The sequence below is a fragment of the Marinobacter sp. L-46 genome (assembly GCF_056859535.1).
Map to the genome: position 1 here is coordinate 96,694 of NZ_JBSXOP010000087.1, position 24,352 is coordinate 121,045.

The window sequence follows — 24,352 nt, forward strand, 5'->3', positions numbered from 1 at the left end:
ACGTATTTACAGCGTATCCCGGATCGCTCACCCCGAAGGCCGATACCACGGACGTCGGTACCTGAGAACAATAACCGGGTAAGGTATCTAAAGCGTTCCGCGATAGCAATTGACAGCCTCCGGTGTGCCGGTATCTGCGGACGGCATAAAGGATGATTTCTAACCCGTAATCGCGATAGAATAGCGGCCCAAATTTTCAGGGGTTACGGCATGCACAGGGGCAGCGCCGGGCCAGCATACAGACAGGGGCAGCACATCCATGTTTAATCGTGATATGAAAATCGCCGGATTCGATGACGCATTGTGGAACGCCATGCAGGCGGAAGAGAAGCGTCAGGAAGCGCACATCGAGCTGATCGCATCCGAAAACTACACCAGCCCGCGGGTGATGGAAGCCCAGGGCAGCGTGCTGACCAACAAGTACGCCGAAGGCTACCCCGGCAAGCGCTACTACGGTGGTTGCGAGTTTGTCGATATTGCCGAGCAGCTGGCCATTGACCGTGCCAAGGAACTGTTTGGTGCCGCCTACGCCAACGTGCAGCCGCACTCCGGTTCCCAGGCTAACTCCGCCGTGTTCATGGCGCTGCTCAAGCCCGGCGACACCGTTCTGGGCATGAGCCTGGCCCACGGTGGTCACCTGACCCACGGTGCCAGCGTGAACTTCTCCGGCAAGATCTACCACGCCGTTCAGTACGGCCTGAACCCGGAAACCGGCCTGATCGATTACGACGAATTGGAAGCCCTGGCCGTTGAGAACAAGCCGAAGATGATCATCGCTGGCTTCTCCGCCTATTCCCAGGAGCTGGATTTTGCCCGGTTCCGAGCCATTGCCGACAAGGTGGGCGCATACCTGTTTGTCGACATGGCCCACGTAGCCGGCCTGGTTGCCGCCGGCGTGTACCCGGATCCTATGCCGCACGCCCACGTGGTCACCACCACCACCCACAAAACGCTGCGCGGCCCCCGTGGCGGCTTGATTCTGGCGTGTGACGACGAAGATCTGCACAAGAAACTGAACTCCGCTGTCTTCCCCGGCGGTCAGGGTGGCCCGCTGATGCACGTTATCGCGGCCAAGGCCATCTGCTTCAAAGAAGCCATGAGCGATGACTTCAAGGCCTACCAGCAGCAGGTGGTGACCAACGCCAGCGCCATGGCCGAGGTGTTTGTTGAGCGCGGTTTTGACGTGGTTTCCGGTGGCACCAAGAACCACCTGTTCCTGGTCAGCCTGATCAAGCAGGACATCACCGGTAAAGATGCAGACGCAGCCCTCGGCCGCGCTCACATCACCGTGAACAAGAACGCCGTTCCGAACGACCCGCGTTCGCCGTTCGTGACCTCCGGCCTGCGTATCGGTACCCCGGCGGTTACCACTCGCGGCTTTGGTGAGCAGGAGTGCCGTGACCTGGCCGGCTGGATGTGCGACATCCTCGACAACCTTGAAGACGACGCCGTCATCAGCCGAGTACGTGAACAGGTTGAAGCGGTGTGTGCCCGCTTCCCGGTTTACGGCTGAAACGCACGGTAATGTGCCTGCCCGGGTGCTCCGCAAGGACCATCCGGGTTCTTCCTTTCCGGAGCCTGTGAATTATGCATTGTCCTTTCTGTGGTGAAGCCGATACCAAGGTGATTGATTCGCGCCTGGTGGCCGAGGGCGACCAGGTGCGCCGCCGCAGGGAGTGCTTGTCCTGCCACGAGCGTTTTACCACCTTTGAAACCGCCGAACTGGTGATGCCCCGGGTGGTCAAGCAGGACGGCACCCGTCAGCCCTTTGATGAAGAAAAACTGCGGGCAGGGCTGATGAAGGCACTGGAAAAACGGCCGGTGAGCATCGAGCAGATCGATGCCGCCCTGAACCGGATCAAATACCGCCTGAGAGCCACCGGCGAGCGTGAAGTAAAATCCATGCAGCTGGGCGAAGAGGTAATGACTGAACTGCGCCAGCTCGACAAAGTGGCCTATGTACGCTTTGCCTCGGTGTATCGCAGCTTTCAGGACATCAACGAGTTCAAGGAAGAAATCGAGCGCTTGTCTCAGGGTAATAGCGATGCCGCCGTGGATGTTGCCCGTGTGCTGGCGGATAACCAGTCAGACAAAGGCAAAGAATGATTTCAGACCGTGACCGGGCAATGATGGCCCGGGCCATCCAGCTGGCCTGGCGCGGCCGTTATTCCACCCATCCGAACCCCAGGGTTGGCTGCGTGATCGCCAGGGGTAACCGGATTGTTGGTGAAGGCTGGCACGAGCGAGCCGGCGAGGCCCATGCGGAAGTGCGGGCCCTGAGCCAGGCCGGGTATGAAGCCCGGGGCGCTACGGCCTACGTTACCCTTGAGCCCTGCAGCCACTACGGCCGCACGCCGCCCTGTGCGAAGGCTCTGATAGAGGCCGGAGTTGCCCAGGTGTTTGCGGCAACGACAGACCCCAATCCCTCGGTGTCTGGCCGGGGGCTGGATATGCTGCGGGACGCCGGTATCCGGGTTACTGAAGGCCTGATGGGGGATGAAGCCGCCCGCCTGAATCCGGGTTTCATGAAACGCATGCGCACCGGACGGCCCTGGGTACGGCTTAAGATGGCCGCGAGCCTGGATGGCCGCACCGCTATGGCTTCCGGTGAAAGCCAGTGGATTACCGGGCCCGAGGCGCGGCAAGACGTGCAAAGGCTGCGGGCCATGAGTGATGCTATTCTGACAGGTGTCGGTACGGTTTTGGCCGATGACCCGTCCCTGACCGTGCGTCGGGACGAAATGGGCGATATCGGCGAAGCCACTGATCCGTCGCGTCAGCCGCTGCGGGTGATTGCAGACCGCGATGCCCGTACACCGTCCACAGCCCGGATTCTTCGGGGTGGTAACGTGCAGGTGTTCTGTGCCAGCTCCACCCTGGCCACCGGCCCGGCGCAGGATTTGGCGGCACTGGGTGTTCGCCTCACCGGCGTGGCCTGGAAAGACAACGGCGTGGATGTCTCCGAGTTGCTGGATGCCCTGGGTGAGCTGGGCATCAACGAATTACTGGTAGAGGCCGGCCCGACACTGGCAGGCACCTTTATCAACGAGAACCTGGTAGACGAACTCTGGCTCTACCAGGCACCGGTTTTTCTGGGCAGTACCGGGCGCCCGACCGCCCACCTGCCCATCGAAGTCATGGCAGACAAAGTGCAATGGAAGGTGCTGGATCGCCGCCAGGTAGGAGAGGATCAGCGATTGATCCTGGCCCGCCACTAAACATTCAATTCATTCCTCCGTGCCTTCAATGGTGAGGGCAGGAGTGACAGGGTGCGGAACCGTATGGCACTGAACAGTATTGAAGAGATAATCGAAGATATCCGTCAGGGCAAGATGGTTATCCTGATGGACGACGAAGACCGCGAAAACGAAGGCGACCTGGTAATGGCAGCAGAACACTGCACGCCGGAAGCCATCAACTTTATGGCGAGGTTCGGCCGCGGCCTGATCTGCATGCCCATGACCCGGCAGCGTTGCGAACAGCTGGGCCTGCCGCTGATGGTTCAGCAGAACGCCTCCGGCTTCGGCACCAAGTTCACGCTGTCTATCGAAGCCCGTGAAGGCGTCACCACCGGCATCTCGGCCGCTGACCGGGCCCGCACCGTACAGGCTGCCGTAGCGCGCGATGCCAAGGCGTCTGACCTGGTTCAGCCGGGCCATATCTTCCCGCTGATGTCCGATCCCGGCGGTGTATTGAGCCGTGCCGGCCACACCGAAGCCTCCTGTGACCTCGCCGCCCTGGCCGGTTGCGAGCCAGCCGGTGTGATCTGCGAGATCATGAACGACGATGGCTCCATGGCCCGCCGTGAAGACCTGGAACGCTTTGCCGAAGAGCACGGCCTTAAGGTCGGCACCATCGCAGACCTGATCCACTACCGCACCATGAACGAGAAAACCGTGGAGTGTGTGGAAGAGCACGAGCTGGATACCGAATATGGCGTGTTCAAGTTGCGCACCTACCGGGACAATGTTCAGGGTGCCACCCACCTGGCCATGGTGATGGGCGACATCAGCCCGGATGAGCCGGTGTTTGTGCGGGTGCATATTACCGACACCCTGCGCGACCTGCTGGGTGCCCGGCGCAAGGATTCCCGCAGCTGGCCGCTGCACCATGCCCTTGAAAAAGTGGCCACTGAAGGGCGCGGCGTGGTGGTTCTGCTCAACAGCGCGGAAGACAGCTACAACCTGGAAGACCGTATCCAGGAATTCTACGACCAGGGCCCGAAGTCAGCAGGCAAGGGCAGCTCCGGTGTGTACTTTACCGTGGGTACCGGTTCCCAGATTTTGCGCGACATCGGCGTGGGCAAAATGCGCCTGCTGAGCCCGCCGGTGAAATTCTCCGCCATCTCCGGTTTCGACCTGGAAGTGGTGGAATACGTACCCTATACCCACGAATGATCAACCCGGCTGCCGCCCTGATTCCGGCAGCCCGCGAAGGAGCCCGAGATGGCAGATATCAAAGTAATTGAAGGTGATTTTACCCAGTGCAGCGGCCGTTACGCGCTGGTGGTTGGCCGGTTTAACGGCTTTGTTGTAGAAAGCCTGGTGGAAGGTGCGGTAGATACCCTGCGCCGCCACGGTATTGCCGATGACGACATCACCATTATCCGCGTACCGGGTGCCTACGAAATGCCGCTGGCGGTCAAGCGTGTGGCGGAAACCTCCGACTACGACGCCATCATCGCCCTGGGCGCAGTGATTCGTGGTGGTACTCCGCACTTTGAATACGTAGCCGGTGAAGCCTCCAGTGGCCTGGGCGCTGTCAGCCTGGAAACCGACGTGCCGGTCACCTTCGGTGTACTGACCGTGGATTCCATCGAGCAGGCCATCGAGCGCTCCGGCACCAAGGCCGGTAACAAAGGTGCGGAAGCTGCGATTACTGCCCTGGAAATGGTCAGTCTGTTCAAAAAGTTGGGTGAGTAATGAGCGAAGCGGGTGATACCTCTCCCCAACCGGGGAAAACCAGCCAGCCAAAAGCCGGCGACCGCCGCCGGGCGCGGGCCCTTGCTATGCAGGGCCTGTATCAGCGGCACTTCAGCAAGTCTCCGATCTCTGATATTGAAGCCGAGTTCATGGTTGATAACGACATGAGCAAGGTGGATATCATGTACTTCCGCGACCTGCTGCGGGGCGTACACCGGGAGCAGGCCGAACTGGACAGGCTGATCGAGCCGTTCCTCGACCGTCCCCTGAAAGAAGTGGATCCGGTTGAACTGGCCATCGTGCGCCTGGGTGCCTACGAGCTGAAATGCCGTATTGATGTGCCCTATAAAGTGGTGATCAACGAAGGTATCGAAATGGCCAAGCGCTTTGGCGGTACTGAAGGCCACAAGTTCGTGAACAGTGTGCTGGACAAACTGAGCCGCCGCCTGCGGCTGGCCGAAACCCGTCCACGCTGATTCATGGGTGAATTCGAGCTGATCCGGCAGTATTTCCAGCCGCTGGCAAGCAACGCCAGGAACGATCAGCTTGTGCTTGGCCCCGGCGATGACTGCGCCATCCAGCGGGTGCCGCCGGGCCGGGACCTGGTGTTTTCAGTGGATACCCTGGTAGAGGGTGTCCACTTTCCCCCTCACTATGCTCCTTCCCACCTTGGTTGGCGGTCACTGGCAGTAGCCGTCAGTGACCTGGCGGCCATGGGCGCCGAGCCTGTCTGCTTTACCCTGGCCCTGAGCCTGCCGGAAGCAGATTCCGACTGGCTGGCGGGCTTTGCCGAAGGGCTGTCCCGGGCCAGCCAGGCGTTCGGTATTACCCTGGCCGGCGGTGACACCACCCGAGGCCCGTTAACGATCACCATCCAGGTTCATGGCACCGTAAAGGCCGGCCAGGCTTTGTTGCGCTCCGGCGCCCGAGAGGGTGACCGGGTATGCGTAACCGGCCCGCTGGGCAATGCCGGTGCTGCGCTGGACTATCTTGAGGATCCGGAACCGGGCGCACGGCAAAAAGCCCTGCTGGCCAGTTACCATAGCCCGCAACCCCAACTGAAACTCGGGGCAAGCCTGGCTGGTAAGGCCAGTGCCGCTATCGATATTTCTGACGGCCTGCTGGCAGACTTACAGCACATTCTGGATGCGTCTGGTGTGGGCGCCGAACTGGATGTGGCCAGTATTCCGATGTCGGAAGAGCTCAGGCAGTTGCAGGGAGTGCGGGCGCTGGACCTGGCCCTGACCGCCGGTGACGACTACCAGCTGTGCCTGATCATCGCCCCGGAAGCACTGGCCGCGCTGCCTGCGCCAGTCCGTGAACAACTGACGGTGATCGGCCGGATTGTGCCGGAGCCTGGGCTGACGTTAGCAGGCGCGCCCGCCGGCTACCAAACCCAGGGATATGACCATTTCGGGAGGTCTGATTGACAGACGATAACTTGATGCATGAACCGGATGCTCCGGCCGCCATACTGCCGCCGGGCTTTCTGCGCCATCCGGTGCATTTTCTGGCCTTCGGCTTTGGCAGTGGTGCTGCGCCGAAAGCGCCTGGCACCTGGGGTAGCCTGGCCGCTATTCCTGTGTGGTATGCCTTCGCCTGGTTGCCACCGATGGCCTACTGGCTGGTGGTATTGGCTGCATTTCTGGCGGGGATCTGGTTGTGCGGTAAAACCGCCGACGACCTGAAAGTGCACGACCACAGTGGCATTGTATGGGACGAGTTTGTGGGCATGTGGATTGTCCTGGGGCTGTTCCCGGACCAGATTTACGGCGTGCTGATGGCGTTCATGCTGTTCCGCTTCTTTGATGTGCTCAAGCCCTGGCCTATAAACTGGCTGGATGCCCGGCTACCCGGCGGGCTGGGAATTATGGTGGATGACGTCGTGGCAGGCATCATGGCGCTGGCCTGCCTGTGGGGAATCGACACCTGGGTGATGCCCTATATCGTGTAACGGTGCCGCTGGCTGTTCAGTGCAGCTGCGGCTCGTCTGGCAGCATACGCACCACGTGCAGGAACCGCTTCAGCCCGATTTCCGCTCGCTCACGGGTGGCGAAGGGGCCGCTGTCAAAGCCTTCCCGGGTGGTGAAATACCACTTGCTGCCAACACAGAAAAATCGGCTGCTGCGAAAGGGTGGTGGTCCGTCTTCTCCGGTTCTTCGCTGGGTGTCCATGGTAACCTCCCGAGCTTTGATTGCGCAGTTTAAGGTTTGACGTTCTTTCCCTGAGCCCCGGGTATGTTCAGAATGCTTGGCAGTTGTCAGTCACGTGTCCTGGCCCACTGAAGGGCCGTCCTATGGAAAAGGAGCTAAATGAGTATGTGTCACGTTCGCGGGTTTTTCAAGCTGGTGGTTTTAATGCTCAGCGTTACCCTGGTGGGCTGCGCTTCCTCCCTTGCGCGCATTGATACCTGGCAGGGTGATCCCGCCGGGTACTGGCGTGAGCGGTGATGCGCAATCCGGATCAACGCTGGACCGTATGAAGTCCCTGTGGGGCGACGCCACTGAAGAAGAAAAGCGCGAGTTCCTGCGCTGGGCGTTCGAATAAACCTGCAAAAGGCCGGGCACAGTGCCCGGCCTTTGCATTAGCGTTTGAAGCGCTTCAGACCACTCTTCAGAAAACCTTCCATGTAGTTCATCAGTTCGTCGGTCAGGCTCTGGCTGCCGCTTGCCGGCAACTCGTTACCTTCATCCGGGCCCAGTGAGGCGACCGCCTCTTCCATGCTGGCCAGGCTTTCCTCGGTTAACGCTTTAAATGCATCGCCATCCGCGACGACATCCGGGCACAGAGTGAAGTTGAGGGTCAGCTGGCCCTGATAACTCACCGCAACAATCACCAACCCCATGCTGTCGAACAGCGGCGCACTGTTGAACTGCTGTACCAGCCTGGCGCCTTGCAGGAACAGTGGTACCTGTGGGCCAGGCACATTGGTAATGGGCAGGTTGAACAGGGGCTGGTAGCGCTGGGCCACCTGCAGTTCCGAATACAGCCGGGCCGAGAGCGCCAGCAGGGTAGAGGGCAGCAGTTCGGTGAGCCGGTCGGCGGCAATGGCTTCGCGGTAGGGTTCCGAATCCACCGCGTTGCGATGAATGCGGCGAATCCGCGCTGCCGGGTTGGGCTCGGTGGTGGCCAGGTCCAGCAGCATGGCAGACATCTGGTTGCCGGTAGCCCGTCGCAGACTGCTGGAGCGCACGGAGATGGGTGTCATGGCGACCAGTGAGCGGTCGGTGCCGTTATCCTGCACAAGCAGGTAGCGGCGCAGGATTTCGGCACACAGGCCCAGAACCACATCGTTCAGGGTTACGTCAGCCAGGCTGGATTTGATGGCTTTCAGCCGGGACAGACTTACCTGGGTGGAAACCAGCCGCCGGTTGGCGGTGATCTGCCGGTTAAACGGGCTGTGGGGTGCGGTGAACAGGGGTAGCGGCAAGGGCAGCTTGCGAAGCTGCCTGTGGACGAGCCCGCGAGCGGTGACTTCGGCGGCATTGTAAGCCAGCGAGGCAAACTGCATCGGGGTTTTCAGCATATTGGCGCCGGCCTGCAGAAATACCCGTTCTTCAGACGGTTCCGGCCGGGGCAGCCAGGGCCGGGGCTGGGGAATGGCGCGCGGCTCTGGCGTGTATTCCAGCAGCTTGCCCATGATTTCCTCGCCACTGAAGGCATCGATAGCCGCGTGGTGCAGCTTTACGATCAGGGCAAAGCCTTCTTTCTCGCCTTCCCGGTCGTCCAGCTTGAAGCCATCCACGAAGGTGATGTGCCACAGCGGGCGGTCCCGTTTCAGGGGTTCTTCCAGGATTTTGGAGGCCAGCGACATCAGGCTCGACTGCTTGCCGTGTTCGCCCAGGTTCACATAGGCCAGGTGCCGCTCGATGCTGAAATCCGGGTCATCAATCCAGTAGGGGCGCCCCAGGCGCAGGGGGATTTCCTTGAGCTTCTGCCGGAACAGGGGAACCACGTGCAGGCGGCTGCGCAGATACGCGACAAAGGTGCTGAATGCCAGGGGGTATTGCAGGTCGCTGGCGTCGAACAGATACACGCCGCCAATATGCATGGGCGTGGTTTCCGACTCCAGGTACAGGAACGAGGCATCCAGTTCCGACAGCTGACGCATTGAGCGCACTCCCTTGTGTGTCACTTTTAACGATACGGGTGGCCGAGTATATCGCAAACACCCGGGCTGCCGGTTGGCCTGGCTGCCCGGTATTTATTCCGGCTGAAGCCAGTTCTGGATGCCGTTGTCATTGCCCAGGTAATCCCAGAACCACATCAGGGCCTTGCCTTTGTCTTCGCTGTGCCGAGCCAGGTGGATGGCAATGGCCGGCCTTGGTTCGTGCACTTCCCTGGCAACCAGCGAGCCACGGGCAAGCTGTTCCCGGATACGGGGTACCGGTAGCCAGCCAACCCCCAGCCCGGCTTCCTGCACAGCAATTTTCTGATCAATATTACTGACCGTAAGCGTTCGCTGCCTGCGGAAAATACCGGCATGGCCGGGTGGTAGTGAACGGGAAGTATCCGCCGCCACGGCGGCCGGATAGGGGGCAATATCCGCCTCCGCCAGAGGCTCTTTCGCGTTTGCCAGCGGATGGTTGGCGGCCACCGCAAACACAAACGGCACCTCGCCCAGCGCCTTGGTGGTGAAACTGCCGGCCGGTTTGCTGAGCTGGTCTGCACCCACAATCATATCCACGCGCCGGCTTTGCAGAGCATCCCAGGCACCGGCGAAAACCTCTTCCACAATCTGCACATCCACCGGCACGCCCAGCTGGTAAAAGGCCTCGATGGCGGGAAACAGGCAGTCTGCCGGCATCAGTGAGTTAAACCCGATCCGCAACCGCGTTTCCCAGCCTTCCGCCACCTGGCGGGTGGAATGGGCCAGGTTCTCCGCTGCCTCAAGCAAAGACCGTCCTTCCTCCAGAAGGTAACGCCCCGCCGGAGTCAGCACAGCTTTGTGGCCGCTACGGTCAAAGATACTGACGTTGAGATCTTCTTCGAGCTTCTGAACCGTGTAACTGATGGCCGAAGGCACCCGAAACAACTCCCCCGCCGCCCCGGCAAAACTGCCCTTGCGGTCAATGGCGTCCAGTACTTTAAGTGCGTCTATGGTGATGGCTGTATGCATGTTCGAATTATCTGAAAGTGTTTGCCAGAAATGCTTGCTATCAGCGTAGCAGGGCAGGGGTTAGTCTGTCCTCAGGTTGTAGAAATTCTTTGCCACGAAATCCACGAAAGAACACGGAAGAATTACTGAACAGAAGAAACTGATTTTTGCCACGGACACTCACGGACTCACACGGACGAAAAGCCAAGAGATTTCTTTTTCTTTGTCCGTGTGAGTCCGTGAGTGTCCGTGGCTAAGAGTCGTTCAGTTTTTCTTTTTCCGTGTCCTTCCGAGATTCCGTGGCCAAAAACAAGGAGTCCCACATGGGCTTACTAGTAGACGGCAAATGGCACGACCAGTGGTACGACACCGACAAAACCGGCGGCAAGTTTGAGCGTGAAGCCGCCCGCTTCCGTAACTGGGTAACACCAGACGGCTCCGCCGGGCCTGCGGGTGAGGGTGGTTTCGCGGCGGAAAGCGGCCGTTATCACCTGTACGTATCCATGGCCTGCCCCTGGGCGCACCGGACCTTGATCTTCCGCAAACTCAAGGGTTTGGAGTCGCACATCGGTGTGTCTGTGGTACACCCGGATATGGTCGAGAACGGCTGGGAGTTCCGGCCCGGGGATGCGGAGCATCAGGACCATCTGTACAACTCAGAGTTCATGCATCAGGTATACACCCGGGCGGCGCCGGATTATTCGGGGCGGGTGACGGTGCCGGTACTGTGGGACAAGCAGAGGGAAACCATTGTCAGTAACGAGTCAGCGGAAATTATCCGCATGTTCAACTCAGCTTTTAACGGGCTTGAAGGCGTGAATGCCGAGCTGGACCTTTATCCTGAAAGCCTGCACAGCGAAATCGACGCAGTAAACGAGCGGGTGTACGACACGGTCAACAACGGTGTGTACAAGGCCGGTTTTGCCACCGCCCAGGACAAATACGAAGAGGCCTACAAGGCGCTGTTTGATTCACTGGACTGGCTGGAAGCGAAACTGGAGAGCCAGCGCTATGTCACTGGCAGCCAGATCACCGAAGCCGACTGGCGGCTGTTCACCACGCTGATCCGGTTTGATGCGGTGTATTACAGCCACTTCAAATGCAATCGCCAGCAGATCCGGGATTATCCGAACCTGTCCGGATATTTGCGGGAGCTGTATCAGGTGCCGGGCGTGGCGGAGACCGTGGACATCCGCCAGATCAAGCAGCACTACTACGTGAGCCAGCGCACCATCAACCCCACCCAGATCGTGCCGGTGGGGCCGGAGCTGGATTTTAGTTCGCCGCATGGGCGTGATGGTTTGAACTGAGCTTACTGAGAAGTAAGCGCGCGGGGCTCTGGCAACTCAGCTGACCCGGGCCACCGCTACTTCGGTCAGCAGCTCCAGTGATTGCCGGTGCTCGGACTCCGGCAGGCAGGCCAGCAGGTCTTTCGCGATCTGCGCCTGTTCTTTTGCCTTCGCCATGGTGTATTCAATGGCACCGGAGGCCTTCACGATGTCCAGAACCTTCGGCAGGTCATCCAGCCCACCCTTGCGAATAGCCTGGCGAATCAGCTGTCGCTCTTCGTCGTTGCCGTTGGCCATGGCGTAAATCAGGGGCAGGGTGGTCTTGCCTTCGGCCAGGTCGTCGCCCACGTTCTTGCCCATGGCTTCGGCATCGCCCAGGTAATCCAGTACGTCATCCACCAGCTGGAATGCCAGGCCCAGGTGCTTGCCGTAGTCTTTCAGGGCGGCTTCCTGTTCCGGGTCCGCTCCGGCCAGCAGTGCGCCGGTGTGGGAAGATGCTTCGAACAGCATGGCGGTCTTGTTATGGATGACCACCATGTACTGCTCTTCGGTGAGGTCCGGGTTCTTCACGTTCATCAGCTGCATCACCTCGCCCTCGGCAATCACCGCCGTGGCGTGGGACAGCACGTTCATGATCGGCAGGCTTTCCAGCTCCACCATCATCTCGAAGGCCCGGGCATACAGGAAATCACCTACCAGCACGCTCGGGGCGTTGCCCCACTTGGCGTTGGCGGTACTGCGGCCTCGGCGCATGTCGGAGGTGTCCACAACGTCGTCGTGCAGCAGGGTGGCGGTGTGCAAGAATTCAATGACCGCGGCCAGCTTCAGATGGTCGTCCTGGCCGTAGCCCGCGGCCCGGCTGGACAGCAAAACCAGTAAGGGCCTCAAACGCTTACCGCCACTCTCAATAATATAGTGGGCGATTTTTTCCACCATCGGGACATCCGAGGCAAGCCGCTTGATAATCAGGTCATTAACGCGGCTGAAGTCATCCGCCACGGTGTCATGGATACGCTGGGCTGTCATCGGGCTGAAACGTCCCTTGCTGGTGTTTTCGTTGAGTTTTCGGGCAGGTCGCGGCAATGCTAGGTATTGCTGCCTACAGTGTCAACTTGAACCGGAATCCGGCTTGTATTGCCCGGCGGCTTTTCGTACAATCACGCGCCCAACTCATCCCAACCTGCGCTCCCTGCAATAGGGTCGCCAGAGCGCTTCCCTTAGAACCAGGTGGATAAGAGCAGGGATGGGTCAATCGCGGAGACTATGAATGTACGCAGTTATTGTTAGCGGTGGTAAGCAGCACCGTGTAAAGGAAGGCGAAACTCTGAAGCTGGAAAAGCTGGAAGTTGAAACCGGCGGCTCTGTTGAGTTCGATCGTGTTCTTCTGGTTGCCAACGGCGACGACGTAAAAGTTGGCGCTCCGGTAGTTGAAGGCGCCAAGGTTACCGCTGAAGTGGTTAGCCACGGTCGTCACGACAAGATCAACATCATCAAGTTCCGTCGTCGTAAGCATCACATGAAGCGTCAGGGCCACCGTCAGTGGTTTACTGAAGTAAAGATCACGGGTATCCAGGGCTAAGCCCTCGAATAACCCCTTAATGAAGGAGGCTGGTAATGGCTCATAAAAAGGCAGCAGGTAGTACCCGTAACGGTCGCGATTCCGAGTCTAAACGACTTGGTGTCAAGCGCTACGGCGGCGAGACTGTAACTGCAGGCAGCATCATCATCCGTCAGCGTGGCACTCGTTTCCACGCTGGCAGCAACGTAGGCATTGGCAAGGACCACACCCTGTTCGCGAAAGCGGAAGGTCAGGTGAAGTTCGAAACCAAAGGCCCGCAGAACCGCAAGTTCGTAAGCATCGTTCCGGCTGCGTAAGCAGCGGCGATCCGGTTCTGTCGAACCATGGGTTTGCCTGATATGCTGATCTGATCAGCCCTCAGGTGAATCCGGAGCCCCGCAAAGCTTCCATGAGGCTGCGGGGCTTTTTAGTTTATGCAAAGGCAATTGGCGTATGAAATTTGTAGACGAAGCCACCATCATTGTTGAAGCCGGCAAGGGCGGCCATGGCTGCCTGAGTTTCAGGCGGGAAAAATACGTGCCGAAAGGCGGCCCGGACGGCGGCGACGGCGGGGATGGCGGTTCCGTCTATCTGGAAGCAGACAGCGCCCTGAACACGCTGATCGATTACCGCTTCCAGCGCAAACACAAGGCCCAGAACGGCGAGCCCGGCTCCGGCCGCAACTGCACCGGCACCAAGGGCGAAGACCTGGTGTTGCCGGTACCGGTTGGTACCACCGTGGTGGATATGGACACCCACGAAGTTCTGGGTGACCTCACCAAGGAAGGCCAGCGCCTGAAAGTGGCACAGGGCGGTTTTCACGGCCTGGGCAATACCCGCTTCAAGTCATCGGTTAACCGCGCGCCGCGCCAGACCTCCAAGGGCTCTGAAGGCGAATTGCGTAACCTGCGCCTGGAGCTGAAAGTGCTGGCGGATGTTGGCTTGCTGGGTTTGCCCAATGCCGGTAAGTCCACCTTTATCCGCTCTGTTTCCGCGGCCCGTCCGAAAGTGGCGGATTATCCGTTCACCACGCTGGTTCCCAATCTGGGCGTGGTCAGTGTGCAGGCGCACCAGAGTTTCGTGATTGCCGATATTCCGGGCCTGATTGAAGGTGCCGCTGAAGGCGCCGGCCTGGGTATCCGATTCCTGAAGCACCTGGTGCGTACCCGCTTGCTGTTGCACCTGGTGGATGTGGCGCCCTATGACGGCTCCTCCCCGGTTGAAGCGGTAAAGGCTATCGCCCACGAGCTGGAAAAGTTCAGTGAAACCCTGGCCAGCCGCCCGCGCTGGCTGGTGCTGAACAAAGTGGACATGGTGTCGGAAGAAGACCGCGAAGCGCACTGCCAGGCCATTGTGGACGAGCTTGGCTGGGATGGCCCGGTGTTCTGGATTTCTGCATTGACCGGTGAAGGCACCAAGCCGCTGGTTCAGGCAGTCATGCGCTGGATTGAAGAACAGGCGGAAGCCGAAGCCGAGAACCCGGACTTCGCCGAGCAGGAAGCGGCCCGCCGTCGCCGGATGGATGAAGAGGCCCGTGCCAAGATCGAGGCGGACCGAAAGGCCCGCCGCGCCGCTCGTGAAGACGATGACGATGACGACTTTGACGACGACGATTACGACGTTGAAGTGGTCTACGCCCCCGAGTAACAATCTGAAGAGACAGTACCGCTACCATGAGTGAACGCCTCCAGCTCCGAAAGGCCCGTCGCCTGGTTATCAAGATCGGCAGTGCCTTGCTTACCAATGACGGAAAAGGGTTGGATGTGGCAGCCCTGGGGCTGTGGGTAGACCAGATCGCCGAACTGATCGGCGAGGGTGTCGAAGTGGTGGTGGTGTCTTCCGGTTCGGTGGCTGAAGGCATGAGTCGCCTGGGCTGGCAAACCCGGCCCCAGCATCTGCACGAATTGCAGGCTGCGGCGGCGGTCGGCCAGATGGGCCTGGTGCAAACCTGGGAGGCCCAGTTTAAGCGCCACGACATCCATACCGCCCAGATTTTGCTCACCCACGACGATCTTTCCGACCGTAAACGCTACCTGAACGGCCGCAGCACCCTGCGCACCCTGCTGGATTACGGCGTGGTGCCGATCGTGAACGAGAACGACACGGTGGTAACCGACGAAATCCGCTTCGGTGACAACGACACCCTGGGCGCGCTGGTGGCCAACCTGATCGAGGCCGATGGCCTGATCATCCTGACCGACCAGCTGGGCCTGTTCAATAAAGACCCCCGTAAACACGAAGACGCGGAACTGGTCACCGAGCGCAAAGCTGAAGACCGGGACCTGGATGCTATGGCCGGCGGCGGTGCCGGAGCGCTTGGGCGTGGTGGCATGCTTACCAAGCTTCGGGCAGCACGGCTGGCCGCCCGCTCCGGTGCCTTTACCGTGATTGTGGGTGGTCGCATCGAGCACGCCATTGCCCGCCTGCGCCAGGGCGATGTGATTGGCACTCTGTTGCTGCCGGAGCAGGGCAGAATGGCCGCCCGCAAACAGTGGATTGCCAGCCACCTGCAAACCCGGGGCAAGCTGACCCTGGATGACGGCGCGGTAAAAGTGCTGCGTCAGGGTGGCAGAAGCCTGCTTCCGGTAGGTGTCAAAGCGGTCACAGGCCAGTTCCGCCGGGGCGAGATGGTATCCTGCACAGATCTGAGCGGTAAAGAAATTGCCCGGGGGCTGGTGAACTACGATGCCGACGAGGCCCGGGCAATCGCCGGCCGCTCAAGTGATCGCATTGCGGAAGTGCTGGGCTATATTTCCGATGAGGAAATGATTCACCGGGATAACCTGGTGGTGGTCTAGGCTTTTCCGGCGTTTCAGCCGGATTTCAGGCACAAAAAAACCGGCACGAAGCCGGTTTTTTTATGAGCGCAAGGATCAGGCAGCTTTCAGGGCCTTGATCTTGGCGTTCAGGCGGCTCTTATGACGAGCAACCTTGTTCTTGGCGAAGATGCCTTTGTTGACCATGCTGTCCAGAACAGGCTGGGCCTGCTTCAGGGCTGCCTGGGCACCTTCGTAGTCGCCAGCTTTGATCTGGGCGTCTACTTTCTTCATGTAAGTACGTGCCATGGAACGCAGGCTGGCGTTGTGCTTGCGGTTTTTCTCGTTCTGACGAGCGCGCTTTTTGGCTTGCGGGGAATTTGCCACCGTAAAACTCCTGAAATTCGTTGCTAAAAAATCGAATATGTTTAGATCGCGGGCGCGCCAAAACCAGCGCGTCGAAATAAATGACGCGGAACTATGCCGCTGAACGCCCGAAATGTCAAGGCCGAAGCCGCCGGTAATCCCTCTGCTCCGGAGGCCTGTGGTACACTCCCGCATCGTCTCACGGGGCCCGGGCCCGCAACAAGCCCCGCCTTGTGGATTACCGAAACGCCACCCCGGCCCGAAGCCGGTATTCTGGACGCTCAAACCATGTCTTCGGAACCCCGACCAACAGAACAACAGCCACCCGCTCAAGAGCCCCCGAAAGCGCCAGGCCTGCTGCGCTCATCCGGCGTGGTCGGCATCATGACCATGCTGTCCCGGGTGCTGGGGCTGGTGCGGGATATGGTGATTGCCCGCTATTTCGGGGCGGGTGCCGGGGCCGATGCCTTCTTCGTGGCGTTCAAGATTCCCAACTTCCTGCGTCGCCTGTTCGCGGAAGGGGCCTTTTCCCAGGCCTTTGTACCGGTGTTGTCGTCTTACCGGGAAAGCCAGGATATTTCCGAAGTAAAGCGCCTGGTGGATGCAGTGGCCGGCTCCCTCGGGCTGGTCTTGCTGGCGGTTACGCTGGTGGCCATGCTGGGTGCGCCGGTGCTTACGGCGGTGTTTGCGCCGGGGTTCCTGGATGATGACGTCAAATTCGCCCTTACCAGCGACATGCTGCGCATTACCTTTCCGTACCTGTTGCTGATTTCCCTGACCGCTTTTGCCGGCGGCATTCTGAACAGTTACGACCGGTTCGCGGTACCTGCGTTTACCCCGGTGTTGCTGAACCTGGCCATGATCGCCGCCGCCATTTTCCTGACTCCGGTAATGGATGAGCCGGTAATGGCACTGGCCTGGGGTGTCTTCATCGCCGGTGCCCTGCAGCTGTTTTTCCAGTTACCGTTCCTGATGCGCCTGGGCCTGCTGCCAAGGCCCCGGGTGGACTACAAACACGAGGGTGTCAGCCGGATTCTCAAGTTGATGGCCCCGGCGTTGTTCGGCGTGTCGGTCAGCCAGATCAACCTGTTGCTGGACACGGTGCTGGCGTCGTTCCTGCAAACCGGCAGCGTGTCCTGGCTGTATTACTCAGACCGGTTGTCTGAGCTGCCGCTGGGTGTATTCGGTATTGCCATCGCCACGGTCATTCTGCCCAGCTTGTCCCGCAAGCACGCGGCGGCTTCGGAAGACCAGTTTGCTGCAACCCTGGACTGGGCCGTGCGGGCCGTTCTGTTGATCGGCCTTCCGGCGGCCGTGGCACTGGCCCTGCTGGCGGAGCCGTTGATTGCCACCCTGTTCCATTACGGCGAAGTGACCGACCGGGATGTGGCGATGTCCGCCCAGAGTCTGCGGGCTTATTCCGCCGGCTTGCTGGCATTCATGCTGATCAAGGTGCTGGCGCCGGGCTTTTTCTCCCGGGAAGACACCAAAACCCCGGTCAAGATCGGGGTGATCGCCATGGTGGCCAATATGGCTTTCAACCTGGCGTTAATCGTGCCCCTGGCCCATGCCGGGCTGGCGCTGGCTACGTCCATGTCGGCCTGGTTGAATGGTTATCTGCTCTGGCGTGGGCTGCGCAAGGAAGGCGCCTGGAAAAGCCAGCCCGGCTGGCCCAGGTTCCTGGTGCAGCTGGCCGTGGCCAATGCCGCCCTGGCTGGCGTGGTGCTCTGGCTGAATGTGCCGGTAGCCGACTGGCTGGCGGCCAGCGGCCTGCAGCGGGCAACCGATATGGGCATTCTGGTGGTGGCCGGAGTTGGGGCCTATTTCGTGGCGCTGGCGCTGGTGGGCGTGCGGGTTCGCCAATTCCGCCAGAAGTAAGCCGCCGCAAGATTTCTACCATACCCCTGCATGGGGTATAATCGCGCGTTTTCTCACCAGCGTATCGCCTCTCGGGCCGGTGCGCCAAAAAGCCAGCTGGCAAGTTAAGGTTCGCAGTACATGCGTCTGATTCGAGGCCTGACCAATCTTAAGCGCCTGTCCGGGCAAGCGGGTTCCCCGCTGGCCGGCGGCTGCGTGGCCACCATCGGCAACTTCGATGGCGTGCATCTGGGCCATAAAACCATTATCGATCAGGTCAAACAGAAAGCTTCTCAGCTGGGCGTGCCGTCGGTGGTGATGATTTTCGAGCCGCAGCCCCGGGAATTCTTCCAGGGCGATGAAGCACCGCCCCGGCTGATGCCATTCCGCCAGAAATTCGAGGCCCTGCTGGCCGAAGGCGTGGATGTGGTGCTGTGCATCCGCTTTGATGAAACCTTCCGCAGCTATTCCGGTATGGGCTTTATTGAAGATGTACTGGTCAGCGGCCTGGGTGTTCGTCACCTGGTGGTGGGTGACGACTTCCGCTTCGGTTGCGACCGGGCCGGCGATTTCAAACTGCTGCAAAGCGTGGGGCAGGAGCGGGGCTTTACGGTGGAGAACACCCGTACAGTGACCGTTGATGGCGAGCGTGTCAGCAGTACCCGGGTGCGCAATGCCCTGAATGTGAATGGCCTGGAAGAGGCCGAGCGCCTGCTTGGGAATCCTTACCGCATCCATGGCCGCATCGTTTATGGCCGCCAGTTGGGCCGGCAACTCAACGCGCCCACCGCCAATATTTTGCTGAACCAGATGCCGGCACTGCGGGGCGTTTACGTGGTGCGGGCCCGTCTGGAAACCGGCGAATGGTGCGATGGTGTCGCCAACATCGGCCTGCGCCCCACGGTCGACGGCAAGCGTCCGTCGCTGGAAGTGCACCTGTTTGACTTTGCTGGCACACTTTATGGCCAGCATCTGGAAGTCGTGTTCCGCCATGGCCTGCGGGACGAAGTGAAATTCGACTCTGTTGACGAACTCCGCCAACAGATCGCCCGGGATTTCGACAACGCCCGGGCCTGGTTGGCGGATAACCCCGCCACGCCGGAAACCTGATTCAACTGACCAACCAAGAGTACGCACAAAGACATGAGCGACTACAAGCATACCCTGAATCTGCCGGAAACCGCGTTTCCCATGCGCGGTAACCTGGCCAAGCGCGAGCCGGACATGCTCAAGCACTGGCAGGACCTGAACGTATACGGCAACCTGCGCAAGCAGCGCGAAGGCCGGGAAAAGTTCATCCTGCACGATGGCCCTCCCTACGCCAACGGCAGCATTCACATCGGGCATGCGGTCAACAAGATCCTGAAAGACATGATCGTGAAATCCCGCAGCTTTATGGGCTTTGACGCGCCCTACGTGCCCGGCTGGGATTGCCACGGCCTGCCCATCGAACACAAGGTAGAGCAGGAAATCGGCAAAGCCGGTGTGAAGGTGGACTACAAAACCTTCCGCCAGGCCTGTCGCGATTACGCCACCAAGCAGATCGAAGGCCAGAAAGCCGACTTTATCCGCCTGGGCGTGATGGGTGAGTGGGACAAGCCCTACCTGACCATGGACCCGAAAGTAGAAGCGGGCATCGTGCGGGCGCTGGGCAAGATCGTGGCCAAGGGCCACCTGGTGCGTGGATTCAAGCCGGTTTACTGGAGTGTGGTTGGTCAGTCCGCACTGGCAGAAGCCGAAGTTGAATACCAGGACAAAACCTCTACCCAGATCGACGTGCGTTTTACCGCCGTCGACCAGGACGCCGTGCTGAAAACCTTCGGAACCAGTGAAGGCGAGGGCGATGTTTCCCTGGTGATCTGGACCACCACCCCCTGGACCATCCCCGCCAACCAGGCGGTGTCTATCGGTGCCGATATCGAATACGCACTGGTACAGGTAGATGTGGGCCACGGCGCCGAGCGCATGATCCTGGCCACCGACATGGTGCAGGGCATCATGGCTCGCTGGGGCGTGGAAGACTACAAGGTGCTGGCCAACGTGGCCGGTTCTGCCCTGGAAAACCAGCTGTTACACCACCCGGTGTACGACAAGCAGGTGCCGGTGCTGCTGGGTGATCATGTATCCCTGGACGCCGGTACCGGTGCCGTACACACCGCGCCGGACCATGGTATGGAAGACTTTGAAGTAGGCAAGGCCTACGGCATTGGCACCATCAACCTGGTAAAAGCCGACGGCACCTACACCGAAGCCGCTGGCGAATTTGCCGGTGTACACGTATACAAGGCTGACGAGCCGGTTTGTGCCGCGCTGGAGCGTGAAGGCAAGCTGGTGCGGGCCGAGAAATTCCGCCACAGCTACCCGCACTGCTGGCGTACCAAGACCCCGCTGATCTACCGGGCCACCCCCCAGTGGTTCATCAGCATGGACAAGCTCAACCTGCGCGCCGACGCCCTGGAAGCCATCAAGGGCATCCGCTGGGTTCCGGGCTGGGGCCAGAACCGTATTGAAGCCATGTTTGAGCAGAGCCCGGACTGGTGTATCTCCCGTCAGCGCACCTGGGGCGTGCCGATCACGCTGTTTATCCATAAGGAAACCCAGGAGCTGCACCCGAACACCCAGGCGCTGATCGAGAAAGTGGCCGAGGCGGTGGAAACCGGCGGCATCGACGCCTGGTACGACATCGACCAGAACGAACTGCTGGGTGCTGACGCCGATCAGTACGAAAAAGTCCTGGATACCCTGGACGTATGGTTCGATTCCGGCGTCACCCACGATTCGGTACTGCGGGTACGTGAAGAGCTGGGCCAGTTCCCGGCCGATATGTACCTGGAAGGCTCTGACCAGCATCGTGGCTGGTTCCAGTCGTCCCTGAAAACCTCCATCGCCATGAACGGCGTGGCCCCTTACAAGCAGGTGCTCACCCACGGCTTCACCGTGGACGGCAAGGGCCACAAGATGTCCAAATCCATGGGCAACGTGATCGCCCCCCAGGAAGTGATGAACGAACTGGGTGCCGACATCCTGCGCTTGTGGGTATCCGCCACGGACTACAGCGGCGAGATGACCGTATCAAAGGACATCCTGCGCCAGACGGCAGACGGTTACCGCCGTATCCGTAACACCGCCCGCTTCCTGCTCAGCAACCTGACCGGGTTTGATCCGGAACAGCACATGGTAGCGCCGGAAGACATGATCGCCCTGGACCGCTGGATGGTCGACCGTGCCCTGCAACTGCAGAACGAACTGCACGAAGACTACGGCAACTATGCCTTCCTGCGGATTTACCAGAAGGTGTACAACTTCTGCGAAGCCACCCTGGGCGGCTTCTACCTGGACATCATTAAAGACCGCCAGTACACCACCCAGGCCGACAGCCTGGCGCGACGTTCCTGCCAGACCGCCCTGTACCATGTGGCCGAAGCCCTGGTGCGCTGGATTGCGCCGATCCTGAGCTTCACCGCCGATGAAATCTGGCAGCACCTGCCGGGTGAGCGTGGCGACACCGTGTTCTACGAAACCTGGTACGAGGGCCTGACTGCCCTGCCGGAAGACTTCGAACTGGGCCGCGACTACTGGCGTGAAATCTACGCTGTGAAAGAAGCCGTCAACAAGTGCCTGGAAGAAGCCCGTGCCCGTGGCGAGATCAAAGGCTCTTTGAGCGCGGAAGTGACCCTGTACTGCGAAGGTAGCCTGGCCGAGCGCCTGAACCATCTGGGTGAAGAGCTGCGCTTTGTGCTGATCACCTCCGAAGCCACCGTAAAGCCGGTGAGCGAGGCGGCCGGCGTGGAGCAAACCAACGTGGAAGGCCTGCTGGTGAAAGTAACCCCGGCTTCCCACGCCAAGTGCGAGCGCTGCTGGCACCATCGTGAAGACGTGGGCCAGAACGAGCAGCACAGCGACCTGTGTGGCCGCTGCGTAACCAACGTGGAAGGCCCGGGCGAAACCCGCGCCTACGCCTGATGGACGCGGTAATGACTGAGGGCAGGGCAGGCAGCAAACTGAAGTGGTTGTGGCTGGCAGTACTGGTGGTCGCCATCGACCTGGGTACCAAGGCCATGGCCACTGCCATGCTCACCTACGGTAACCCGGTACCGGTGCTGCCCAGCTTTAACCTGACCCTGCTGCACAACACCGGCGCGGCGTTCAGCTTCCTGGCGGATGCCGCCGGCTGGCAGCGCTGGTTCTTCGTGACCCTGGCTGTTGTGGTCAGCGTGGTGCTGACAGGCTGGCTGAGAAAACTCAAAGCCCATGAAACCTGGACCGCCATCGCCATCGTTTTGATCCTCGGTGGCGCCATCGGCAACGTGTACGACCGGGTGGTGCATGGCTACGTGGTGGACTTCCTGCATTTCTACTGGCAGGACTGGCACTTCCCGGCCTTCAACCTGGCCGACACTGCCATCACCATCGGCGCTGCCATGATGATCATCGACGCATTCCGCAAACCCGCTGACGACAGCGGCAATGCCGACAGGAGCAACTGATTGCCATGAAAGAACTGCCCATCGACAAGGGAACCCGTGTAAAACTGCACTTCGCCCTCAAGTTTGAAGACGGCGAAACCGTGGACACCACCTTCGACAAAGAACCGGCTACCCTGGAAATCGGTGACGAAAACCTGCCGGAGAACTTCGAAGCCTACCTGATGGGCCTGAAAGCCGGTGACCACAAAACCTTCGAAGTGCCGCCTGAAAAAGCCTTCGGCCAGCACAACCCCAGCAACGTGCAGACCTTCAAGCGCCACGAATTCAGCGCTGACATGGTGCTGGAACCCGGCGTAGTAGTGTCCTTCGCCGACGCGCGCCAGCAGGAACTGCCCGGCGTGGTCAAGCGGGTGGAAGGTGATCAGGTGGATGTGGACTTTAATCACCCGCTGGCAGGGCATACACTGCAGTTTGAAGTGCAGATTATCGACGTTGAACCAGCAGGGCCGACACACTGACTATGCAAATCCGACTCGCTAACCCCCGTGGCTTCTGTGCCGGCGTAGACCGCGCCATAGAAATCGTAAATCGCGCGCTGGACGTGTTCGGTGCTCCCATTTACGTGCGCCACGAAGTGGTCCACAACAAGTTTGTGGTGAGCAACCTGCGGGAGCGCGGCGCCATCTTTGTAGACGAGTTGGACGAAGTGCCGGATGACAAACTGGTGATCTTCAGTGCCCACGGCGTATCCCAGGCGGTACAGAACGAAGCCGCCCGCCGCGGCCTGAAAGTATTCGACGCCACCTGCCCGCTGGTCACCAAGGTGCATATGGAAGTGATGCGCTACAGCCGCGACGGCCGCGAATGCATCCTCATCGGCCACCATGGTCACCCGGAAGTGGAAGGCACCATGGGGCAGTACGACCACAGCAACGGCGGCGACATCTACCTGGTGGAAGACGAAGCCGACGTACAAAAGCTGGACGTAAAAGACCCCAGCCGGTTGTCGTTCGTTACTCAGACCACGCTGTCCATGGACGACACCGCCCGGGTAATCGACGCCCTGCGCGCCAAGTTCCCTCAAATCGAAGGCCCTCGCAAAGACGACATCTGCTACGCCACCCAGAACCGTCAGGATGCCGTGAAACAACTGGCCGGCGACTGCGACTTGATGCTGGTAGTGGGCTCCCCGAACAGCTCCAACTCCAACCGCCTGCGCGAGCTGGCGGAGCGTATGGGCACCCCGGCTTTCCTGATTGATGAAGCATCGCAAATCGACAAGCAGTGGCTGGAAGGCAAGACCGCGGTGGGGGTGACCGCGGGGGCCTCCGCGCCAGAAGTGCTGGTGGAGGATGTGATTAACCGCTTGAAGGAGCTGGGTGGGGAAGAACCGCAGGAGGTTGCAGGGCGGGAAGAGAATATTGTGTTTTCTATGCCTAAGGAATTGCGGATTGACGCGGTTAATGTCACCTGAGCCTGTAACAACAGTTCGCCGTTGAGTGGGGTGAAGTTGTGACGTATGCACGATCCCAAACTCGTTTCCGACCATTTGTCCCCGAAACGAGCCCACCTGTCGATTTCTTCTAGATAACGTGAACTCGGGCAATTAATCTAATCATAGGCAAGAACTATGGGTAAGATTATGTTGGCTGAGCGAAACGAAAGCGGGTTTACCTTAATAGAGTTGATCGTAGTGGTGGTCGTTGTTGGCATTGTGTCGGCCATTGCTGTTCCTTCCTTTACACAGCTCATCCGTAATAACCAAATTACCTCAACAACGAATAGCGTATCGGGCATCGTCAGTTTTGCCAGGCAAGAAGCCGTGCGAAGCGGTCGATTAGTCCAGATAACCCCCGCAGGTGCCAATAATAATTGGAATGATGGTTTCGCAGTAGCTGCCGGTGGTGTGAATGTTCGTGTGCTTGAAGACCTTGGCCCACTAGTGTCCCGTCTGGGTAATCCCTTTATTTATTATCAATAACACTCAGCTTTGCTCGCGTCACTGAAGTCATAATCGATTCTGCACTCTTGTGCCAGCGGAACGGCTTTGCCAGTTTCTCATTATGAGTTTGGATAAAG

Annotated in this window: 27 protein-coding genes and 1 pseudogene; 22 read left to right on the forward strand and 6 right to left on the reverse strand. The window is 59.8% G+C overall.

Features of this window, described 5'->3' with window-relative positions:
- Positions 1-259: 259 nt before the first annotated feature.
- The 8 genes from glyA (at position 260) to AC13DJ_RS15910 (ending at position 6,876) form a co-directional block, all read left to right on the forward strand.
- Positions 260-1,513: a serine hydroxymethyltransferase gene (gene glyA, locus AC13DJ_RS15875; RefSeq protein ID WP_482933187.1), complete on the forward strand. Its 1,254-nt coding sequence runs from the start codon at positions 260-262 to the stop codon at positions 1,511-1,513.
- 74 nt (positions 1,514-1,587) lie between these two features.
- Positions 1,588-2,106: a transcriptional regulator NrdR gene (gene nrdR / locus AC13DJ_RS15880; protein ID WP_022987740.1), complete on the forward strand. Its 519-nt coding sequence runs from the start codon at positions 1,588-1,590 to the stop codon at positions 2,104-2,106.
- Positions 2,103-3,218, forward strand: a complete 1,116-nt coding sequence (gene ribD, locus AC13DJ_RS15885; protein WP_232901541.1) for a bifunctional diaminohydroxyphosphoribosylaminopyrimidine deaminase/5-amino-6-(5-phosphoribosylamino)uracil reductase RibD — start codon at positions 2,103-2,105, stop codon at positions 3,216-3,218. The genes nrdR and ribD overlap by 4 nt, the downstream gene beginning before the upstream one ends.
- A gap of 63 nt (positions 3,219-3,281) precedes the next feature.
- Positions 3,282-4,397: a bifunctional 3,4-dihydroxy-2-butanone-4-phosphate synthase/GTP cyclohydrolase II gene (gene ribBA, locus AC13DJ_RS15890; protein WP_058341536.1), complete on the forward strand. Its 1,116-nt coding sequence runs from the start codon at positions 3,282-3,284 to the stop codon at positions 4,395-4,397.
- Positions 4,398-4,445: 48 nt separating this feature from the next.
- Entirely contained in the window at positions 4,446-4,922 is a 477-nt protein-coding gene (ribH, locus tag AC13DJ_RS15895; protein WP_022987743.1) for a 6,7-dimethyl-8-ribityllumazine synthase, read from the forward strand.
- On the forward strand, positions 4,922-5,398 hold the full coding sequence (gene nusB, locus AC13DJ_RS15900) for a transcription antitermination factor NusB (RefSeq protein ID WP_022987744.1): 477 nt from the start codon (positions 4,922-4,924) through the stop codon (positions 5,396-5,398). The genes ribH and nusB overlap by 1 nt, the downstream gene beginning before the upstream one ends.
- Positions 5,399-5,401: 3 nt before the next feature.
- Positions 5,402-6,352: a thiamine-phosphate kinase gene (gene thiL, locus AC13DJ_RS15905; protein ID WP_476130462.1), complete on the forward strand. Its 951-nt coding sequence runs from the start codon at positions 5,402-5,404 to the stop codon at positions 6,350-6,352.
- A 14-nt stretch (positions 6,353-6,366) separates the two neighbouring features.
- The gene (locus tag AC13DJ_RS15910; RefSeq protein ID WP_474540574.1) at positions 6,367-6,876 is read left to right on the forward strand and encodes a phosphatidylglycerophosphatase A family protein; all 510 of its coding nucleotides are present in this window, start codon (positions 6,367-6,369) and stop codon (positions 6,874-6,876) included.
- Between the two features lie 16 nt (positions 6,877-6,892).
- Here AC13DJ_RS15910 and AC13DJ_RS15915 read toward each other — a convergent pair whose 3' ends face one another.
- Positions 6,893-7,096, reverse strand: coding sequence for a DUF6316 family protein (locus AC13DJ_RS15915; RefSeq protein ID WP_022987747.1), 204 nt, complete (start codon positions 7,094-7,096; stop codon positions 6,893-6,895).
- A gap of 138 nt (positions 7,097-7,234) precedes the next feature.
- Here AC13DJ_RS15915 and AC13DJ_RS15920 point away from each other — a divergent pair, with 138 nt between their 5' ends.
- Together AC13DJ_RS15920 and AC13DJ_RS15925 are read left to right on the forward strand one after the other, a co-directional pair.
- Positions 7,235-7,372, forward strand: a complete 138-nt coding sequence (locus AC13DJ_RS15920; protein WP_473802444.1) for a hypothetical protein — start codon at positions 7,235-7,237, stop codon at positions 7,370-7,372.
- The gene (locus AC13DJ_RS15925; protein ID WP_228285886.1) at positions 7,362-7,469 is read left to right on the forward strand and encodes a DUF2057 domain-containing protein; all 108 of its coding nucleotides are present in this window, start codon (positions 7,362-7,364) and stop codon (positions 7,467-7,469) included. Before AC13DJ_RS15920 ends, AC13DJ_RS15925 begins: the two co-directional genes overlap by 11 nt.
- Before the next feature lie 37 nt (positions 7,470-7,506).
- On the opposite strand, the gene AC13DJ_RS15930 is transcribed toward AC13DJ_RS15925, so the two are convergent.
- Together AC13DJ_RS15930 and AC13DJ_RS15935 are read right to left on the reverse strand one after the other, a co-directional pair.
- A complete protein-coding gene (locus AC13DJ_RS15930; RefSeq protein ID WP_482933188.1) occupies positions 7,507-9,033 on the reverse strand; it encodes a WS/DGAT/MGAT family O-acyltransferase in 1,527 nt (508 codons plus the stop codon).
- A gap of 93 nt (positions 9,034-9,126) precedes the next feature.
- A complete protein-coding gene (locus AC13DJ_RS15935; RefSeq protein WP_058341541.1) occupies positions 9,127-10,041 on the reverse strand; it encodes a LysR substrate-binding domain-containing protein in 915 nt (304 codons plus the stop codon).
- 302 nt (positions 10,042-10,343) lie between these two features.
- Here AC13DJ_RS15935 and AC13DJ_RS15940 point away from each other — a divergent pair, with 302 nt between their 5' ends.
- Positions 10,344-11,330, forward strand: a complete 987-nt coding sequence (locus AC13DJ_RS15940) for a glutathione S-transferase family protein (protein WP_482933189.1) — start codon at positions 10,344-10,346, stop codon at positions 11,328-11,330.
- A 36-nt stretch (positions 11,331-11,366) separates the two neighbouring features.
- On the opposite strand, the gene ispB is transcribed toward AC13DJ_RS15940, so the two are convergent.
- Positions 11,367-12,335 carry an octaprenyl diphosphate synthase gene (gene ispB, locus AC13DJ_RS15945; protein WP_482933190.1) on the reverse strand — a complete coding sequence of 323 codons (969 nt, stop codon included), beginning with the start codon at positions 12,333-12,335 and terminating at the stop codon, positions 11,367-11,369.
- A 241-nt stretch (positions 12,336-12,576) separates the two neighbouring features.
- Here ispB and rplU point away from each other — a divergent pair, with 241 nt between their 5' ends.
- The 4 genes from rplU to proB all read left to right on the forward strand — a co-directional run bounded on the left by rplU (position 12,577) and on the right by proB (position 15,665).
- The gene (gene rplU / locus AC13DJ_RS15950; RefSeq protein WP_094625716.1) at positions 12,577-12,888 is read left to right on the forward strand and encodes a 50S ribosomal protein L21; all 312 of its coding nucleotides are present in this window, start codon (positions 12,577-12,579) and stop codon (positions 12,886-12,888) included.
- A gap of 35 nt (positions 12,889-12,923) precedes the next feature.
- A complete protein-coding gene (gene rpmA, locus AC13DJ_RS15955) occupies positions 12,924-13,184 on the forward strand; it encodes a 50S ribosomal protein L27 (protein ID WP_022987754.1) in 261 nt (86 codons plus the stop codon).
- A gap of 136 nt (positions 13,185-13,320) precedes the next feature.
- Positions 13,321-14,514, forward strand: coding sequence for an Obg family GTPase CgtA (cgtA, locus tag AC13DJ_RS15960; RefSeq protein WP_482933191.1), 1,194 nt, complete (start codon positions 13,321-13,323; stop codon positions 14,512-14,514).
- 26 nt (positions 14,515-14,540) lie between these two features.
- Positions 14,541-15,665 (forward strand): glutamate 5-kinase, encoded by a 1,125-nt coding sequence (gene proB / locus AC13DJ_RS15965; RefSeq protein WP_022987756.1) that lies wholly within the window; start codon positions 14,541-14,543, stop codon positions 15,663-15,665.
- A gap of 75 nt (positions 15,666-15,740) precedes the next feature.
- Here the strand turns inward: proB and rpsT are convergent, their stop codons facing one another.
- Complete coding sequence (gene rpsT / locus AC13DJ_RS15970) at positions 15,741-16,010, reverse strand: 30S ribosomal protein S20 (RefSeq protein ID WP_022987757.1); 270 nt, start codon at positions 16,008-16,010, stop codon at positions 15,741-15,743.
- A 267-nt stretch (positions 16,011-16,277) separates the two neighbouring features.
- On the opposite strand from rpsT, the gene murJ reads away from it, so the two are divergent.
- The 7 genes from murJ (at position 16,278) to AC13DJ_RS16005 (ending at position 24,254) form a co-directional block, all read left to right on the forward strand.
- Entirely contained in the window at positions 16,278-17,867 is a 1,590-nt protein-coding gene (gene murJ, locus AC13DJ_RS15975) for a murein biosynthesis integral membrane protein MurJ (protein WP_482933192.1), read from the forward strand.
- 120 nt (positions 17,868-17,987) lie between these two features.
- Entirely contained in the window at positions 17,988-18,956 is a 969-nt protein-coding gene (gene ribF, locus AC13DJ_RS15980) for a bifunctional riboflavin kinase/FAD synthetase (protein WP_094625719.1), read from the forward strand.
- A 33-nt stretch (positions 18,957-18,989) separates the two neighbouring features.
- Positions 18,990-21,809, forward strand: a complete 2,820-nt coding sequence (gene ileS, locus AC13DJ_RS15985; RefSeq protein WP_482933193.1) for an isoleucine--tRNA ligase — start codon at positions 18,990-18,992, stop codon at positions 21,807-21,809.
- The gene (gene lspA, locus AC13DJ_RS15990) at positions 21,809-22,333 is read left to right on the forward strand and encodes a signal peptidase II (RefSeq protein WP_036218826.1); all 525 of its coding nucleotides are present in this window, start codon (positions 21,809-21,811) and stop codon (positions 22,331-22,333) included. The genes ileS and lspA overlap by 1 nt, the downstream gene beginning before the upstream one ends.
- Positions 22,334-22,338: 5 nt before the next feature.
- A complete protein-coding gene (gene fkpB, locus AC13DJ_RS15995) occupies positions 22,339-22,791 on the forward strand; it encodes an FKBP-type peptidyl-prolyl cis-trans isomerase (RefSeq protein WP_022987762.1) in 453 nt (150 codons plus the stop codon).
- A gap of 2 nt (positions 22,792-22,793) precedes the next feature.
- Complete coding sequence (gene ispH / locus AC13DJ_RS16000; protein ID WP_482933194.1) at positions 22,794-23,747, forward strand: 4-hydroxy-3-methylbut-2-enyl diphosphate reductase; 954 nt, start codon at positions 22,794-22,796, stop codon at positions 23,745-23,747.
- A gap of 156 nt (positions 23,748-23,903) precedes the next feature.
- Positions 23,904-24,254 (forward strand): pilus assembly FimT family protein, encoded by a 351-nt coding sequence (locus AC13DJ_RS16005; RefSeq protein WP_482933195.1) that lies wholly within the window; start codon positions 23,904-23,906, stop codon positions 24,252-24,254.
- Here AC13DJ_RS16005 and AC13DJ_RS16010 read toward each other — a convergent pair.
- A pseudogene (locus AC13DJ_RS16010) lies at positions 24,238-24,352 on the reverse strand (IS630 family transposase); the annotation flags it as partial. The gene AC13DJ_RS16005 and the pseudogene AC13DJ_RS16010 overlap by 17 nt on opposite strands.